The organism is Aquimarina algiphila (assembly GCF_947494415.1).
Lineage (GTDB): Bacteria > Bacteroidota > Bacteroidia > Flavobacteriales > Flavobacteriaceae > Aquimarina > Aquimarina algiphila.
This window is the reverse complement of the sequence record NZ_CANLVC010000006.1, coordinates 222,663-241,256: the sequence shown is the minus strand read 5'-3', so window position 1 is coordinate 241,256 and position 18,594 is coordinate 222,663. Positions and strand designations below refer to the sequence as shown.

The 18,594-nt window shown below is 34.8% G+C and carries 9 protein-coding genes; 4 read left to right on the top strand and 5 right to left on the bottom strand.

Annotated elements, in window-relative coordinates; all coding sequences use genetic code 11:
* Positions 1 to 70: 70 nt before the first annotated feature.
* From PQF96_RS10370 to PQF96_RS10350, 5 genes are all read right to left on the bottom strand, one after another.
* The gene (locus PQF96_RS10370; RefSeq protein ID WP_271766023.1) at positions 71 to 5,863 is read right to left on the bottom strand and encodes a glycosyl hydrolase family 18 protein; all 5,793 of its coding nucleotides are present in this window, start codon (positions 5,861 to 5,863) and stop codon (positions 71 to 73) included.
* A gap of 259 nt (positions 5,864 to 6,122) precedes the next feature.
* Positions 6,123 to 7,208 carry an acyltransferase family protein gene (locus tag PQF96_RS10365; protein ID WP_333967959.1) on the bottom strand — a complete coding sequence of 362 codons (1,086 nt, stop codon included), beginning with the start codon at positions 7,206 to 7,208 and terminating at the stop codon, positions 6,123 to 6,125.
* A gap of 5 nt (positions 7,209 to 7,213) precedes the next feature.
* The gene (locus PQF96_RS10360) at positions 7,214 to 9,046 is read right to left on the bottom strand and encodes a sodium:solute symporter family protein (protein ID WP_143915602.1); all 1,833 of its coding nucleotides are present in this window, start codon (positions 9,044 to 9,046) and stop codon (positions 7,214 to 7,216) included.
* Between the two features lie 9 nt (positions 9,047 to 9,055).
* Positions 9,056 to 9,781 carry a LytR/AlgR family response regulator transcription factor gene (locus PQF96_RS10355; protein WP_109434507.1) on the bottom strand — a complete coding sequence of 242 codons (726 nt, stop codon included), beginning with the start codon at positions 9,779 to 9,781 and terminating at the stop codon, positions 9,056 to 9,058.
* Positions 9,781 to 10,812 carry a sensor histidine kinase gene (locus PQF96_RS10350; protein ID WP_109434506.1) on the bottom strand — a complete coding sequence of 344 codons (1,032 nt, stop codon included), beginning with the start codon at positions 10,810 to 10,812 and terminating at the stop codon, positions 9,781 to 9,783. The genes PQF96_RS10355 and PQF96_RS10350 overlap by 1 nt, the downstream gene beginning before the upstream one ends.
* Before the next feature lie 233 nt (positions 10,813 to 11,045).
* On the opposite strand from PQF96_RS10350, the gene PQF96_RS10345 reads away from it, so the two are divergent.
* From PQF96_RS10345 to PQF96_RS10330, 4 genes are all read left to right on the top strand, one after another.
* Complete coding sequence (locus tag PQF96_RS10345; RefSeq protein WP_271766022.1) at positions 11,046 to 14,039, top strand: TonB-dependent receptor plug domain-containing protein; 2,994 nt, start codon at positions 11,046 to 11,048, stop codon at positions 14,037 to 14,039.
* 9 nt (positions 14,040 to 14,048) lie between these two features.
* Positions 14,049 to 15,665 (top strand): RagB/SusD family nutrient uptake outer membrane protein, encoded by a 1,617-nt coding sequence (locus PQF96_RS10340; RefSeq protein WP_271766021.1) that lies wholly within the window; start codon positions 14,049 to 14,051, stop codon positions 15,663 to 15,665.
* 123 nt (positions 15,666 to 15,788) lie between these two features.
* Positions 15,789 to 17,705 (top strand): glucosamine-6-phosphate deaminase, encoded by a 1,917-nt coding sequence (gene nagB, locus PQF96_RS10335; RefSeq protein ID WP_143915605.1) that lies wholly within the window; start codon positions 15,789 to 15,791, stop codon positions 17,703 to 17,705.
* 19 nt (positions 17,706 to 17,724) lie between these two features.
* Positions 17,725 to 18,594 (top strand): BadF/BadG/BcrA/BcrD ATPase family protein, encoded by an 870-nt coding sequence (locus PQF96_RS10330; RefSeq protein WP_271766020.1) that lies wholly within the window; start codon positions 17,725 to 17,727, stop codon positions 18,592 to 18,594.

Genomic DNA, 18,594 nt, shown 5'->3' with positions numbered 1-18,594 from the left:
AGGGTATCTAAAATAAAAACCATCCGATGCCATAGTAGTTTCTATAACATCGGATGGTAAGAAATCGGGGTTAGCGTTTTATCATTACTTTACCATTGATCTTTTCTTTTGGTAAAGAAATAATATAAAAATATAAGCCTTCCTGAAGTGTACTCACATCAAAAGATTTAAGATTATCGCCTTTTTGTGTAAGTGTACTCTTGAAATCTAACATTTTGATTCCGCTGGTATTAAATATTCCCAAATTGAAATCAGAATTTGCTCTGGAAGCTTTGATATTTACATTCATTAAATCTCCAGCAATTGGATTAGGATATACTTCTACAGCATTGATCGTTTTGCTTGCTCTACCGTCTAAGGCATCCAAATATGTTCTATGAGGAGTAGAGAATCCAAATCCAGCTACAATATCCCAATTAATGGACCAAGTCATTAATCCTCTGAAATCAGCATAACCTGAAGGGTTTTGAAGGGTATATTGTCCCCCAAAAGATTGTCCTTTGATAATATAATCCAATGCTTTATGAACCTCGGATGCGCTTGTATATCCACTTCCAGCTGCGGATGGACTAGCTGGTAATCCTATTGCAACCTGATTTGGTCGTAAAGCAGGAAACTGTTCTCCCGTACTTAATGTGAATCCTTGTAATAATACTTCTGCCATCGCTACATGAAAATCTGCATTTCCAGCAGAATATGATCTACCATCTAATCCTAACATGCTACCAGTATTATAGTGTTGAACATGGATGTAATCCATTTCTGTACGTAATGCATGAATTAAAGGAAGATATGCTCCCCAAATACCACCGTACTGCCCAATACCACCCTGAACATAAGCCGTTTCAGGAGCCATCGATAGAATAAATTTAGACATATCGTATTGAGAAAGGATAGATCTGAAAGCAGAAATAAGATTTACTACTTTTGGAGAAGTCGGATTTGATAAACTGGTATCTCCCGGGGCCAAAGAAATTGAAGTACCTTCAAAATCAATATCCATTCCATCAAATCCGTATTCATTAATAATATTAGTCATTGAACTACTAAAAATCTGAGCATCCGAAGGGTTATCTACATCAACTGCTCCAGTAGCACCACCCATAGAAATTAGGACCTTTTGACCTCTACCTTGTAAGACTCTTACATCATCCTTAAACTCTTGTATAGAAGAATATATACTATTATCCGGAATAAATTCCATGTCTGCACCTAGTTGAACTTTAGGAATTGCAAAAGAGACATTAACTACATCCCATTTATCAGATACATCTCTTAGTTTTGGAGTTGAAGAACCATTATCAAAATTATGCCAATATCCTACTAATATTCGCTTAGGAAGATCTCCTCCTGGCGGTGGTGGATTTATTGATCCTACAGTTATGGTAACTGGTGCTGAATCTATTGTTGTATTATCATTATCGGTTGCACGTGCCATAAGTGTATGATTTCCTTGAGTAGCAGTCCAATTTGTACTGTATGGCGATGACATGTCTTCTCCAACTTCTACTCCATCCACAAAGAACTCAACTTTAGTAACATTTCCATCTGTATCGTTTGCGGTTGCTGTTATATTTATAGATTGTCCAATTGTAAAACTTGCACCATCATTTGGTTGTGTAATGGACACTGTAAGTGCTCCACCACCGCCGGTACAATCTCCAATTTCTTTCCATGCATTTGGCCAAGCCCAACCATTTGGATCACCAGGAGCATAAGGACCTCCTATACTACACCATCCACCAACAATACATTCATATTTTTTATCAAAATTCTGTACAACATCACCCGTATTATATGCTGATCCGTCAACATAAGGTGCAGCATCGCAATCACCTCCGGCATCTGTATTTACCGTAATTGCTACTGCAATAGAAGTAATTGTTGCGGCATCATCATCTGTTGCCATTGCTGTAATATTATGACTTCCTAATGTTGATGTCCAGTTTGCTGTAAATGGAGCTGAAAAATCTTCACTTATCATGATTCCATCTACATAAAATGCCACTTTACTTATACTACCATCTGTATCATTTGCATTAGCTGCTATGCTCACACTTTGTCCTACAGTATACGTTGCTCCTTGAGAAGGGTTTGTAATAGTTACTGTTGGCGACTCATTACCTGTACCTCCCGTTACGCTTATTTCAATTGAAGAAGATGTAGTCATAGCTCCATCATCATCTGTGGCTTTTGCTGTCAACGTATGGTTTCCTTCAATTGCAGTCCAACTCGCAGAATATGGTGATAATGTATCTTCGCTTACCATAGCTCCATCTACATAGAATGTTACTTTAGTAATACTTCCATCACTATCTGAAGCATCTGCATTAATCGTTACGTTCGTTCCGGTGGTAAAAGATGCTCCAGATGCAGGAGATGTTACTGATATCGTTGGTGGAGTATTATTTCCACCGCAAGGATCACCGGTTACCTGATGAATTGCTGCCAGTAGTGATGTTGCTTGGTCATTAGTATCATGTGATAGCTCCCACATCATAATTCCTCCACCTCTTTCTAAAGCCATTTCTGTTTTAGCTTTTATTGTAGCTATTCCATTATAATTCATTCCTTGATAAGAATCACTATTAGGATTTGCTCCCATAGCTAATAACTCAGTATAGCTTTTTACTTGTGGCCTACTATAGAAGGGCACTCCTAATACGGCTTTAGATTTTGGCAACCCACGACTTAACCAATAATTTAATCCTCCTTCGGCTTGTCCCATTGAAGAATGATCTGGACCATCATATGCCATGATATTTAAGAAATCTACATCATCAAAAACACCACTTAATATTCCGTCGGCATTCCATCCGGAAACTACTACTGCAGCAGTCAATAATTTCCCTCTGCTATGCATCGCTTGTCCTAACTCCTGCATTAATAATTCATAATTCTGAGGCTCATTTCCTTCTCGAGGATATTCCCAATCCATATCAACACCATCCAGATTATACTGATTCACAAAATTTACCAGGTTATTTATAAATATAGTTCTTGTTGATGGATTAGCTGCAAGGGTTGTAAATGCTGAATCATTTCCATCCATCCATCCTCCTACGGCAATTAGTACTTTTACACCTTGAGCATGACCTTGAGTAATAATTTGTTGCATTTTTGCAGTACCATCCAAAGGACGAAGGCTACCATCACTATTTGGTAACAGAAATGAATAATTTATATGTGTTAATTTATCATATTGAATATTCGAAGGGGTGCCTTGCCAGCTTGGCATATACCCTACCACTTTAAAATCACTACTACCTGTACATCCACCATCATTTCCAACGGTTATCGATACAACAGAAGAAGTACTTTGTTTATTCTCATTATCAGTAGCTTTTGCTGTTAACGAAAAACTACCTATAGTAGCATTATTCCAAGTATAGCTATAAGGACTCGTTACATCTTCACCTAACTTTGTTGTTCCGTTATAAAATTCTACTTTAGAAACAGATCCGTCACTATCTGATGCATTAACATTGATAGTAATACTATTTCCAACGGTAAAGTTAGTTCCCGAAGTTGGTGATGTTATTGATACCTGTGGCGAAGATCCTCCTCCACTGCAAGGCCCTATTAATTCCCAAACATTTTCTCTATTGGTAACCGGATCATTATTTTGCGTCCACCATTTGGCTCTATATTCATTTCCTTGATAAGAAACCATATCGCCTCCCGTGTATACCTGTCCTGGCACATACGCGGGTGAGGTACATGAACCACCAGTATCACTTACTGTAATAGCAACAGAAGAGGACCCTTCACCATTTTCGTTATCATAAGCCTTGACCATAATTGTATAGTTCCCTTCTGAAACGTTATTCCAGCTATAGGTATATGGAGTAGTTGTTTTTTCTCCTAAAAGTGTAGTTCCATTATAGAATGCTACTTTAGTAATTGTACCATCACTATCACTTGCATTTACGGAAATACTAACATTAGCTCCAACTGTAAATGTATCTCCAGCCTGAGGAGAAGTAATAGATACTGTTGGCAACTGATTACCTCCACTTCCCGTTACTGTAATTGATATCGACGAAGTTGCAGTTCCTCCTTTATCATCGGTTGCTTTTGCTTTAATCGTATAATTTCCTGCAGACACATCATTCCAGTCAAATGTATACGGGGAGGAAGTGTCTTCTCCTATTTTAGTATTTCCGTTATAAAATTCTACTTTGGTCACTGTACCATCACTATCACTGGCATTTGCGGCTATAGTAATATTTGATCCTGCAGTAAATGTTGCTCCAGAATCAGGAGAAGTGATGGCAACTGTAGGCATTACATTACCCACTACGCCACTTGCAAAAACTTCATTTACTTTATTGATTAATGGTGATTTTACATTGGACCACCTTTTTAATTTAGTTCCAAAAGATTGAACCGATCCGCTCATCTCTAAGTCACCATAAACAGTCCACACTATAGTTCCTGCAAGGTTATTGTCTTTGATATACTGTGCTTTTATTCCTATAGATTCTTCATCATCATAACTTAAAAAGAAGTTTCCTTTTGTCATATAAGGTACTTTAGCCTGATCATCCCATTGTCTGGTCCATCCGCTTCCTCCTCCAGTCTTTTGTTTAATAAAGAAATAATTTGGTGTACCATCATATACCTCTTGTGGCCAATTTGTATAATCGGCAGCAGTACTCACAGGTCCATCGGGTTGTATAGTTACATTTCTTTTGACGGTAGGTGCGTTTAATGCAGCATTACCCTCTGTTACTACTCCTCTTCCATAAAATGGAATACCAAAGTTTATTTTATTCGAAGGCACTCCCATCGATGTCATCTTATTAAATAATGTTTGCCAGTTAAACTCTGGCGCTTCAGCTCCATCATACGGATATACAGGCGCATTATGTCCCGCTTTATTAGACCAACCACCATTAAAATCGTAGGTCATCATATTAAAATAATCCATGGTATTGGCCAGATTTGACCAGTTAAATCCTTCTAATTTTTTATAGTCTGCTGCCATTGCAGCTGTAATTAATTTATCTGGACCAATAGCATTTCTAATTTCCTGAACTAAATTCTCAAAATTAGCATAGTCAGCATTTGTTCCTGTAAAATTCATTCCAGGAAATGGCCCGGGATATTCCCAATCCAGATCAATTCCATCAAACCCCATACTAATCAGCTTTTTACAATCTTCTATGAAACGTGCTCTTTTAACCGGATCTGCCGCCATTTCAGGAAAATGTTTACACATACTCCATCCACCGATAGAAGCCATTACTTTTACTCCATTTTGATGTGCTAACTCCAATAATCCTTTTCCATCACTACCTTCTTTTGGTAATGGTAATGGTAAAGTCCCTTCAAGCCCCCACTCTGGATGGCTCCAGGTATTTCCACCTACAGTTACCTGGTAACCCAATGCTTCAGCGCGTTGTTTTACAGCTTCATTGATGTACTGAATAGGTTCGATTTCACCAAAAAGAATATGAAAATCCCAACTACTATATACATCACTAAATAGTATATCACCTGGTTGTTGCACAGCTCCTGGTTGATAAATATTCTTATTTCGAAGATCTCCACTATGTAAAGATCCATCATTGGCTACTCCAAAAAAGGAATAGTTAAGAATAGTGTATTTTGAATAGTCTATATTCAACTGAGTTAATGCTCCTTGAGCTGGCACTCCTGCCGTAGGTTGTTTCCAAGCATCCCAATTGGTTATATAACCAATGATTTGTTTGTTATGATTGGATGTGTTAGAATTTCCTCCTGTATTCACCTGGGCATTTAAGCTTCCCAGGGCTAAGAAAAAAAATAGAATACATACGGTTTTAACATGAGTTGTGTAATGCAGCCACGGAATCGTGCTGCTTCTCGAAGTTTTCATAATTGTTATAGTTAGGGTTTAAACGATTTTTGTGTGTTACTAAGTTTAAAAAAGAGCTTTAAGTTGATTTTTCGTTTTTTAAAGTAGAAAGAAGTGAAGTATCTAAGAAATTAATTCGCTAAACAACTTCAAAATATTGATTTGTAACACTTAATTAAGGATAAACTGAAATGTTGTAAAAATGAATCAATATAACCTGCAAAAACAATGTCTATAAACTAACAAATATTTGTATTCTAATTTGTGTAACACAATATGTTTAGACCTTAAAGAATATCTTTTTTTTGTAGAGCACATAAGCCATTAAGGTATAAAATACTACAACCGCAATTGCATATATAAATGAGGAAAAACTTCTGTCCAAAAACTCATAAACAAACAAACATTCAAAAAGCCAACTATGGATAGAAGTATCCTGGGTGATATGAACCAAATAAAATATTTTTGTAAGTATACTGGAAGAAAAATAAATGATAATGGCATTAGCCCCAACTGATTTTATAACTGAACCAAAATTATACTTACTTTCATCCATTAAATAATAAAACAACACTAAAAACAAAATCGCATACCCTGAAGTTATTAATACAAAACTACTGCTCCATAAGGCTTTATTGATTGGAAATAAAAACCCCCACATATACCCTATTACAATAAAAACCATCCCTATTGTTGATAGAAAAAATAGCTTCTGTTTTTTTGTGCTTATTAAAATTTCACCTATAAAAACTCCAATGAGTGTTGTCACTATTGCTGGAAAAGTACTTAGAATTCCTTCGGGGTCATAATCAGGCTTCCAAATATGTCCTTTTAACAACTCATAATCTATATAATTAGCCCAGTTATTAGATCCTCTTTGCAATATTGGAGAAGCTCCGTTGGGTAAAGGAATATACGCTAACCATAACCAATATCCTACAAGTATCAATCCTGAGATCATTAATAATTGCCTTTTAGTGCAATTAAGATACAATATAGATGCTATGCAAAATACAATTCCTATACGTTGTAACACTCCCGGAATGCGTAAAGATTTAATTTCAAGAAAAGGAATATAGGGAACAAAAGCATTGAGAAACAATCCTAGTATAATAAGTTTTATGCTTCTAAATATGATCTTTTTGTATGTAGTGGTATCTCTATTTTTTTCCTTATAAACAAATGAAATAGAGATACCAACAATAAATAGAAAAAAAGGAAATACAAAATCGGCTAAGGTCAAACCATTCCATTCGGCATGCAATAAAGGTGCATATACATAAGACCAATCTCCAGGGGTATTTACCAAAATCATTAATATTATGGTAAACCCTCTTAAAAAATCAACTGACTGTATCCTTTTCACAATAGTTATGACACCAGAGTTTTACCTATTCGTTTCCAAAGCCTGGATAGCAAGAACCCTGCAATCACTACTACAACAGTTAACATAGAGGCATCTGTGTAATTTCCGTATATCCAGTTTCCAGTTGCAAATAATGCTCCATAGACTAGAATACATCCTAAAATCATGGCTAATATCCCAGAAGGAACCATCCACCTTTCTTTGCCCGTGATAATTTCTACGTCTTGTTTTTTGGCTTTGTTTAATATAAATTTCCATCCAGGTCCACCGGGTTGTATTTTCTTATAAAAATCAAACAGTTTTTGATCATCATCGGGTTTGGTAAGAAAAGTAACCAATAACCAGACAATAGTAGTCACTAAAACAACAAAAGGAAACTCGAACCAATCAGGGAATATTCCTTCTTGAAAGCCATTTTCTATTGCTTTACCAAACAGCTTTTCGTTAATAAAAGAAGTACTTATCACTATAGAAATGATACCTGATGAAAACATTGCTGAAATTTCGCTCCAGGCATTAATCCTCCACCAAAACCATCTTAAAATAAAAATAAGTCCAGTACCGGCTCCAAACATTAATATATACTTAAATAATTGAACCGCATTAGTTAATGCTAACGCAATTAAAGTACTCACTATCATCAATAAAATAGTTGCTATTCTTCCTACATTCACTAGTTTTTTCTCTGTGGCATTTTTATCTACAAACTCTTTATAAACATCATTTACCAGATATGAAGCTCCCCAGTTTAAGTGTGTTGAAATAGTTGACATATAAGCTGCCACTAAAGACGCTACCACTAGTCCTAAAAGTCCTGCTGGTAATTTTGTTAACATCGCAGGATATGCAAGATCATGCCCCAACTTATCCTCTGTGATTCCCGGAAAAGCTTCGCTTAAACTTGCAAGATCAGGAAATACAATAAGGGAAGCTAATGCAACGATAATCCAAGGCCAAGGTCTTAATGCATAATGCATAATATTAAAAAAGAATGTAGCTCCGATCGCATGTCCTTCACTTTTTGAAGCAAGCATACGCTGTGCTATATACCCACCTCCACCTGGCTCTGCTCCAGGATACCAGGAACTCCACCACTGCACAGCCAAAGGTATAACCAGTAATGTGATCAACCCTTTTTTATCTTCCAATTTTGGAACAAGCGATAGTTTGTCTTGTACATTGGGATTCGACACCAAATTATTAATACCTCCTACTTCGGGTAAATTCACACAATAATAAGCTGCTCCGATTGCACCTGCCATTGCAACAAAGAATAATAAAAAATCAGAGTACACTACCCCTTTAAACCCTCCTATTGCACTAAAAACAAGCGTAACAATAGCGGCATAACCAACGGTTTCAATAGCAGATAATCCTAACATTACTTGACCAATCTTAATAGCGGCTAATGTAACACCAGACATAGCAAGTATATTAAAAATAAAACCCAGATAAACCGAGCGAAATATTCTCAAAAACCGAGCTGATTTTCCAGAATATCGTAATTCATAAAATTCCATGTCTGTATTCACATTTGATCGCCTCCATAATCTTGCATAAATAAATACAGTGAGTAAACCTGTTAACAAAAAAGCCCACCATATCCAATTTCCAGAAACCCCATTTTGTCTAACAATATCTGTTACCAGATTAGGTGTATCAGTAGAAAAAGTAGTTGCTACCATAGAAAATCCTAAGAGCCACCATGGCATATTACGACCGGATAAAAAGTATTCTGATGTGTTCTTCCCAGACTTCCTGGCTACTACAACACCTATAATAAGTGTAGTTAAGAAAAAGAATATGATGATTGAATAATCTAAGGTACTTAGTTCCATTCTTGGTTTTTATTTTAATAAATTTGATTTGTTCTTTAATATTTGTTGTTTGGCGTGCGCCGCATAATTTCTTCCGATAGGAATTCTTTTGCCTCCAACTTCCAAAAGATTACCTTCTATTGACTTAACTTTATCTATGGCTATTGTATATGATTTATGAATTCTAATAAAATTTTCTGAAGGAAGTTCTTCACTTATACTTGAAAGAGATTTATGTGACATAAAAGTCCCCTCTATTGTACTCACCCTGATATAGTCTTTAAGGCTTTCTATAAAAAGGATATCACTAAGGAGAATCTTAACTAATTTCTTATCTACCTTCAAAAAAATATGAGCTGGCTGAATGAGATCTATAGAAGGTTCATGTTTTTTAATTGCAATTAATCTAGCAGTTAATTTATTTATCGATTTTAAAAACCGATTAAAGGAGATAGGCTTTACCAAATAGTCCAAAACTTCTAATTCATAACTTTCTAGTGCATATTCTTTATAAGCCGTAGTAATGATCACTTGAGGATATACTTGCAAGCTTTTCAAAAACTCCAAGCCGTTCATCTTAGGCATATTTATATCCAAAAACACTACATCAATATCGCCTAGTTCTAAAACGGGTAATGCTTCTATCGGACTTCTAAAAACATTAACAATCTGAACATTTTTAAATTCTTCCAAAAAAGATTCAATAACTTCTATGGCTAAGGGTTCATCATCAATTATTATACATTTAATAGTCATTAGATGGGGATTTTAAGTAAAATCGAATATTCATTATTTTTTCTTGATATGTTTAACGTAAAATTTTTGGGATAGAGAATTTGCAATCTTCGTTTTACATTTTTTATACCTATCCCATTTGATTTTTCAATTTCTAATTGTTCTTCATAATTATTTTTGGATATGAATATCAATTCATTGCCATTTCTTTCAAAAGAAATAGATAGCTCCATTCTATCATTATCCCGAAGACCATGTTTAAAAGCATTTTCTATAAAAGGCAAAAACAACATAGGAACGACTTTAACATCATCTATATTGCCACTTATATCTACATTTGAAATTACCCTATCACAATGACGCATTTTTTCAAGTTCGATATAATTATCTATATGATCGATCTCTTGTAAAAGAGGTAACTTTTTTTGACTGGTTTCATAGATTACATATCTCATGAAATTAGAAAGTTTCAATACCAAATCTGTAGCTTTTTCAGATTTTTGTATCGTCAACGCATATAAACTATTTAGAGTATTAAAAAAAAAGTGGGGTTGAATCTGAGCTTTCAGATATTTCAATTCTGTTTTATATTGTAATTCGCTTAAATGTTTATTCTTATTTTGCTCTGTTACAAAATCTACTGTAAATTTTATAGCAGAAGTAAGTCCTATTACATATAGTTCTCCTATAGTAACAGCAACAATATGATTAAAACCAAAAGGGTTAAGTTTTCCTTGTACTTCTGGCCAAATATCCTCTGTAACCAGCCAAAAATTAAGTCCAGATCTTAAAACATAATGTACACCAAGTGCAATACAAAGTGCAACAAGATAACCTACATACTTTTTTTTAAGTATAAACTTCGGAACCAGATAATAAATATTAAAATATACTATAATCAAATGAAGAGGAAATTCGACAAGATTGGATTTTAATGAATACCAATAATCATTAAAATAACTTCCCCATCGTACCCAATTAAACAGAAAATAAACAATCCAAAAGTATAAGTGATAGATTCTTTTAATTGTTTTATGAACACCGTTCCCCATTATTAATAATTGATAAAATTCTTTTTTTTATTAACGTTTTAACAAAAAATTTTGAAAAAAGTAAGGCTATTTATACAGAAAACCAAAAAAATTAAGAAAGTGATAACAGCCAAAATACTGATATCTCTGACTATCTGTTGATTGTTATTAAAACGGTGTCGTTTGTCTAAAAAAAATTTTGCGGGAGTATTAAAATACTACTTTGAGATCATTCAAATAAACAACACTATAATATGAAACAAAAAATTTTAACCCTTACCACTTTATTATTTTTTTCTTTTCTGAGCTTTGGACAGGGGATCCAAATTACAGGTATAGTAAAGGGGGCTTCAGATGGCATACCGCTGCCAGGAGTTAATATTATTATAAAAGGAACTACGAATGGGGTGCAGACAGATTTTGATGGTAATTATACCATTACTGCTGCCACAGAAGATGTAATCGTATTTTCGTATTTGGGAATGGCTAGTAAGGAAATAACTGTCGGTAGTGATACCGTAATTAATGTACAGTTAGAAGCAGATACAGAACAATTAGATGATGTAGTGGTAACTGCACTTGGTATTCAAAAAAGTAGAAAATCATTAACATATGCTGCTCAAGATATTAATGCAGCAGAATTAAGTAAAGTCAAACAAACAAACCCTGTCAATAGCCTTTCTGGTAAGATATCTGGGGTTGTTGTTAATAGAAGTTCTTCTGGGGTTGGAGGATCTGTTAAGGTAACTCTTAGAGGTAATTCTTCTCTAGGTAACAACCAACCGCTCTATGTTGTGGATGGTATTCCGCTATCTAATCCGACCGGAGGGCAACCGAATGATACTTTTGGTGATCTTAATGGTGGGAATAAAGATGGTGGAGACGTCTTATCTCTTATTAACCCAGATGACATTGAATCTTTAACTGTATTAAAGGGAGCATCTGCATCAGCACTTTATGGGAGTGCCGGTTTGAACGGAGTTATATTAATTACTACCAAAAAAGGTAGAGCAGGAAGTTTTAAGGTAAATTTCTCTTCTAATATTCTTGTTGAGAGTGCTGCATATTACATTGATTTAAATGACAAAGCAGAAAATGACATTGAAGATTTCTTTAATACCGGAGTCACATCAATAACTTCTTTATCTGCTTCTGGAGGTAGTGAAAATGCACAAACTTATTTTTCGTATTCTAATACTTTTGCTTCTGGTATACTTCCGACAAATGATCTAAAACAACATACTATTAATATACGAGAAACTGCTAAGTTTTTTGATGGTGTAGTTACTGCTAACGCAAGTGTTTTAGCTTCAACTCAAACTATTGATAATCGTCCAGTATCTGGATTATATTTTAACCCTTTAGTTGGTGCTTACAATTTTGATTCTCCCGGAGAACGATTATCTAGCTACGAACGATTCGAAGAATTTGATGACACTAGAAATATTCAGAGTCAACGATGGTTTAGACCAACTTTTGATATTGAGCAAAACCCATACTGGATTTTAAACAGAAATGCCAGTGAAGATATCAATAGAAAATTATTAGCCTCTTTAAATTTAAAGTTTAAAATTAATGATTGGTTATCACTACAAACCAGAGGTACTTATGATCAAACTCTTTTAAATTATGACAAAGAGATATTTGCTACGACGGAAGCTACATTAGCTCCCAGTACCGGACGATACATTTTTAATGAACAGGATATCAGACAAATTTATGGAGATATAATTGCTTCTATATCTAAACAGTTTAATACTATTTCTTTATCGGCAAATGTTGGTACCAGTACTACGAGAAGTTCTACAGAGATTCTAAATGCTGATTCGGGAACCGCAGGTGGACTTCAATTTGCTAACGTATTCTCTATTCAAAATTTTAATGCTAATCCACAGGTTTCACTATCTCAAACTTCCTTAGACAAAAAGGTAAATTCTGTCTTTGCAAGTGCTACCATAGGATTTAATGAAAAACTATTTGTTGATTTAACTGCTCGTAATGATTGGTCATCTTCTTTGCCTTCTAATAATAATTCTTATTTCTATCCTTCGGTAGGTGTAACTGGTATTTTGAGTGAGGTTTTTGACTTAGGGGATCGAATTTCATTTGCAAAAGTACGGGCCTCATATGCAGAAGTTGGTAACGATGTTCCTGCAAATACAGTTTTTCCAGAGCGACAAATCTTATTTGGTGGAGGTATAAGCCCACTTAATCCTGTACGTCCTCTTGGAGAGGTTAGACCAGAACAGCAACAATCATATGAAATCGGAACAGAATGGCGTTTTTTTGATGGTAGATTCGGATTTGATATTGGATATTATCACACTAGTACTGTAGATCAATATTTCCAGGTTCCCGTTTCAACAGGAACAGGAGCTGTAACCGTAGGGGTTAATTCTGGTGATATTATCAACCAAGGTTTTGAAGGATCTATTTTTATCACACCAATACAAACAGAAAACTTTAAATGGACATCAAACATAAATTTTGCTACTAATGATAATGAGGTTGAGGAAATTAGTAATCCTTCAGATGATGTACAAATCGATAATCAGGTTATTTCTGCTCCTGGAGTAAATACTTTTGCCTCCTATTTGGTCGAAGGCGGATCTTATGGAGACATATATGCTCAGGTAGTAAAACGTGATGCGAATGGTCGACCTATTGTAGATAATGGTGCTTTGATTATCAATGATGAGAATCCAGATAACACTATAGCTGGTCTTGAAAAAATTGGTAATGCTAATCCCGATTTTACTTTAGGGTGGAATAACACATTAACATATAAAAATATAAGCCTGGACTTTCTTATAGATGGAAAATTTGGTGGAGAAACAGTGAGTTTAACAGAAGCTGTAGTAGAAGGATTAAGTAATAATTCTAGAAGAGAGACTGAAAATGCACCTATAGAAGTTGTTGATCCTTCTGGAACTGTTTCTACTCTTACGGCTCAGGAATACTACGGGCTTGCTGGAGGTAGAAATGGATTTACAGGAGAGTATGTATACAGTGCAACTAATGTTCGTCTGGCAGAACTGGCTATTGGTTATAACTTCAAATTATCAGAATCTTCTTTTTTCAAGAATATAAAAGCTTCGGCAATTGGTAATAATTTATTCTTTTTCTATAAAGATGCTCCTCACGATCCTAATGTTTCCTTAAGTACCGGAAATGCACTGCAAGGGGTTGATGTTTTAGGTCTTCCTTCGACAAGAAGCTGGGGATTGAATATTAATTTAACTTTTTAAAAAAAGACTATGAAAAACATAAATAATATATTTTTATCGGGGATCGTCATCTTTTCGATGCTATTCTCATCCTGTTCAGATGATTTGGAAGGGATTGATGAAAATCCAAGAAATATTACACAAGAACAATTAGAAGTAGATTTCCAGAATGTAGGCTCTTTATACAAACCTATGTTTGAAAATATTTATCAATATACACCGCCTTGGTCGTATCAATTGCAACAGAATCTTAATGCAGATGTATTTTCTGGGTACATGACTAACCCTAGGCCATTTGTCGCTGGAGCCAATAATACTACATACAATTTGGTAAGTGGCTGGAATAATTTTATATGGAGCGTGCCTTATTCTAATGTGATGAATAATGCACGAACTATTGAAAATGAGACCAAAGATGAGTTTCCAGAATTATTTGCTGTATCTCAAATCTTAAAGGTTACTGCTATGCACAGGGTGTCAGATGTTTTTGGTCCTATTGTATATACAAAATTTGGAGCTTCTGCTACAACAAGTGAATATGATTCTCAGGAAGAGGCTTATACTGCTTTCTTTAATGACCTTGAAGAAGCGATTCAAATCTTATCTGATAATATAGATAGCCCAAGATTTACTGCTTTTGATTTAGCATATGGAGGTAATTATGAAAGTTGGATACGATACGCAAACTCATTACGACTACGTTTAGCCATTCGTATTTCTAAAGTAGATGCTGCCAAAGCAAAAACTGAAGGAGAAAAATCACTCAGTCATCCTATTGGGGTTATGGAATCTAATGCCGATAGCTTTTTTATAAACGGTACTCTTGATCACCCGATAAAGACCATCAATAACTCTTGGGGAGATATTAGAATGAATGCTTCTATGGAGTCTATTTTAATTGGCTATGATGATCCTAGAGCTAATTCATATTTCAGCGAAACAGTTCCAGGAGATAATACTACTGTCCCTGTAGTTCCAGGATCATTAAAAGGTGTTCGTAATGGATTGCCTTTATTATCAGGATACGCAGATGAGTTAGCGCAAAAAGCAGATTATATCACTTTTGCTGTTCTTAACGATAATGTATTAACATCATCTGTTCAACTTATGACTGCTGCAGAAGTGTTTTTCCTAAAAGCAGAAGCAGCATTAAGAGGATGGAGTGGTTCTGGAGATATACAAGGAAACTATGAGCAAGGTATAACATTATCTTTTCAGCAAAGAGGATCTTCTGGAGCGGCTGCTTATATTGCAGATAATACATCAACTCCACAAGATTATGTAGATCCTATTAATTCTGCAAATAATATTGCTGCATTAAGTACCATTACTATTGCCTGGGATAACGCAGCTAGTAATGAAGAAAAGTTAGAACGTATAATTACTCAAAAATGGATAGCAATGTTCCCCGAGGGGCAAGAAGCCTGGAGTGAATATAGACGTACAGGTTACCCAAAAATATTCCCAGTGGTTAGTAATCAAAGTGGTGGTATAGTAGATACCAATCTACAAATTCGAAGAATCCCTTTTGTGGATAGTGAATTACAAACTAACCCTGATGGCGTAGCTGGTGCTGTAACCAAACTTGGTGGCGCAGATAATGCAGGTACCCGGTTATGGTGGGATGTTCCTGGTGGAAATTTTTAATTACAATTAGCCATAAACTAAATTATGAAAGAGATGGAAAAACAATATATATTTTAACTCCATCTCTTTCATCTAAATCTTAAAGCCATTAAAACAACTAAAAAATATCAAACTCTTGAGAATATGATTCAGGAAATTGAATATAAACAGGTAGGGAAGTTCGAAAAAACGAAATTTGAGAAAATTCATAACGAAATATTTCCCGATTCATCAATAGCTTCAAAATTGGTTGCAAACGAAATAGCAGCATTGATTAAGCAAAAACAAAAAGAAGGTAATACGTGCGTACTTGGCTTAGCAACAGGTTCTTCTCCTATAAAGGTGTATGAAGAATTAGTGAGTTTACACCGTTCTGGAGAACTAAGCTTTTCTAATGTAGTAACTTTTAATCTGGATGAGTACTATCCTATGGATACAGAACATCAACAAAGTTACTATCATTTTATGCATCAACATTTATTTGATCATGTAGATATTAATCCAGAGAATGTAAACATTCCCGATGGTACTATTCCAGTAGAAGAAATGGATCAATATTGCATTGATTATGAAATGAAAATTAAGCAATATGGAGGATTAGATTTTCAGCTTCTGGGAATTGGAAGAACAGGACATATAGGCTTTAATGAGCCTGGATCTCACCCAAATTCTGGCACAAGAATTATTACCCTTGATCACGTGACTAGAACAGATGCTTCTTCTGACTTTAATGGTTTGGAACATGTTCCTAAAAAGGCCGTGACCATGGGGATAAGCACTATTATGAAATCCAGAAGAGTACTATTACTTGCATGGGGACATAAAAAGGCAACAGTGGTTCAGCAAACTATAGAAGGTGAAGTATCTTCAAATATTCCTGCTTCCTTTTTACAGCAACATAAAAACACTACTATCATTCTTGATTCTGAAGCAGCTTCAGAACTTACTCGAATAAAAACACCATGGCTTGTAGATCAATGTATCTGGACAGAGCAATTAAAATTTAAAGCGGTAACATGGCTAAGTCAGGAATTAAATAAACCCGTTTTAAAACTTACCGACAAAGATTATAATGATAATGGGATGTCAAGTCTTTTGGCTGTAGAAGGATCTTCTTATAATTTAAATATCAAGATCTTCAATAAACTTCAACATACAATTACCGGTTGGCCAGGAGGAAAACCAAATGCAGATGATACCAACAGACCCGAGAGGGCTTTACCTGCTAAAAAACGGGTTCTCATTTTCAGTCCGCACCCCGATGATGACGTTATATCTATGGGAGGAACTTTCTTAAGATTAATAGATCAAGGCCATGATGTTCATGTAGCATATCAAACATCGGGAAACATAGCTGTTACAGATGATGAAGCATTAAAATTTTCTGAAGTAGCTTATAATTTTCAAACCAACAATAAAGGGAATAATTTCAAAAAAGTAATAGAATTTCTTACCTCCAAAAACCCAGGAGATATTGATATTCCCGAAGTAAGATTGATCAAAGGGTTGATTAGAAGAATGGAATCTCTTGGAGCAATAAGACATTTTGGTTTATCTGATGAAAAAGTGCATTTTCTGGACCTTCCTTTCTATGAAACTGGTAAAATAAAGAAAAATCCACTTGGCGAAAAAGACGTAAAAATTACTGAAAACTTGATCTCAAAAATAAGACCTCATCAGATATACGCTGCGGGTGATCTTGCTGATCCTCATGGAACTCATAAGGTATGTTTGGATGCCATTTTTGAAGCTGTCAAAAACTTAAAAAATAAAGATTTCATGAAAGATTGTTGGGTATGGTTGTATAGAGGTGCTTGGCAAGAATGGGACGTTTCAGAAATTGAGATGGCTGTACCATTAAGCCCTCATGAGGTAAACAAAAAAACTAACGCTATTTTATATCATCAATCTCAAAAAGACCGAGTAATGTTTCAGGGTGAAGACTCAAGAGAATTTTGGCTAAGAGCACGCGAAAGGAATAGAAATACCGCAATGCTATATGATCAACTAGGATTGGCTGACTATGAAGCTATAGAGGCTTTCAAAAAATATAATTTTTAATGATACAACGCAATAAACTATGATATTATGTGCAGATAGTGGTTCTACAAAATGTGATTGGGTGCTCATCAATAATAATGGTCAACCTGTTTACAAATTTTTAACTCATGGTATAAATCCTCTTTTACTTTCTAAAAATGATATCCAGAGTATCATTCAAAAAGAAGATCTTATTGTACAAAAAAGTGACTTAATACATGGTGTGTATTTTTATGGAGCCGGGTGTGGTGAGGCTAAATCCAAAAAAAAGATAAATCTTGTTTTACAATCTATATTTAAGAACGTTAAAGAAATTAGCATAGAAGAAGATATTATTGGTGCTGTAAAAGCTACAACCCAAAAGCCAGGTATTGTCTGTATCTTGGGAACCGGTGCTAATTCTTGTTATTTTGATGGAAAAAAAGTAATTCAAAAATTTCCTGCTTTAGGTTACCTATTAGCCGACGAAGGTAGTGGTAATTACTTTGGAAAAATATTGATCAAAGATTATTTCTTGGGTCAAATGCCATTAAATATGGCCTCGCTTTTTAAACAGGAATATGATACTGACCTTGATCAATTATTAAATATATTATATCGTACTAGTTTTCCTAATAAGTATTTAGCCTCTTTCGCTAAGTTTATATTTAGAAATAGAGGTAATATATATATCGAAGAAATATTACATGAAGGAATTTTAAACTTTATACGTACATATCTTTTTCAATACAAAGAAGAATTATGTAAATATCCCATCCATTTCGTAGGCTCTGTTGCATATTATTCTCAGGATGTAATTAAAAAAGAATTGGATAATTATGGTTATCAGGTAAAGAGTTTTATCAAAAAACCCATCGACCATCTGGTTAAACAAATCGTTCAACAAGAAATCCTTCAAAAAATAAATTAA

What these genes read in the sequence shown, in the direction of transcription:
- PQF96_RS10370 (WP_271766023.1), bottom strand. Translation starts at nt 5,863, where the DNA reads ATGAAAACTTCGAGAAGCAGCACGATTCCGTGGCTGCATTACACAACT.
- PQF96_RS10360 (WP_143915602.1), bottom strand. Translation starts at nt 9,046, where the DNA reads ATGGAACTAAGTACCTTAGATTATTCAATCATCATATTCTTTTTCTTA.
- PQF96_RS10355 (WP_109434507.1), bottom strand. Translation starts at nt 9,781, where the DNA reads ATGACTATTAAATGTATAATAATTGATGATGAACCCTTAGCCATAGAA.
- PQF96_RS10350 (WP_109434506.1), bottom strand. Translation starts at nt 10,812, where the DNA reads ATGGGGAACGGTGTTCATAAAACAATTAAAAGAATCTATCACTTATAC.
- PQF96_RS10345 (WP_271766022.1), top strand. Translation starts at nt 11,046, where the DNA reads ATGAAACAAAAAATTTTAACCCTTACCACTTTATTATTTTTTTCTTTT.
- PQF96_RS10340 (WP_271766021.1), top strand. Translation starts at nt 14,049, where the DNA reads ATGAAAAACATAAATAATATATTTTTATCGGGGATCGTCATCTTTTCG.
- nagB (WP_143915605.1), top strand. Translation starts at nt 15,789, where the DNA reads ATGATTCAGGAAATTGAATATAAACAGGTAGGGAAGTTCGAAAAAACG.
- PQF96_RS10330 (WP_271766020.1), top strand. Translation starts at nt 17,725, where the DNA reads ATGATATTATGTGCAGATAGTGGTTCTACAAAATGTGATTGGGTGCTC.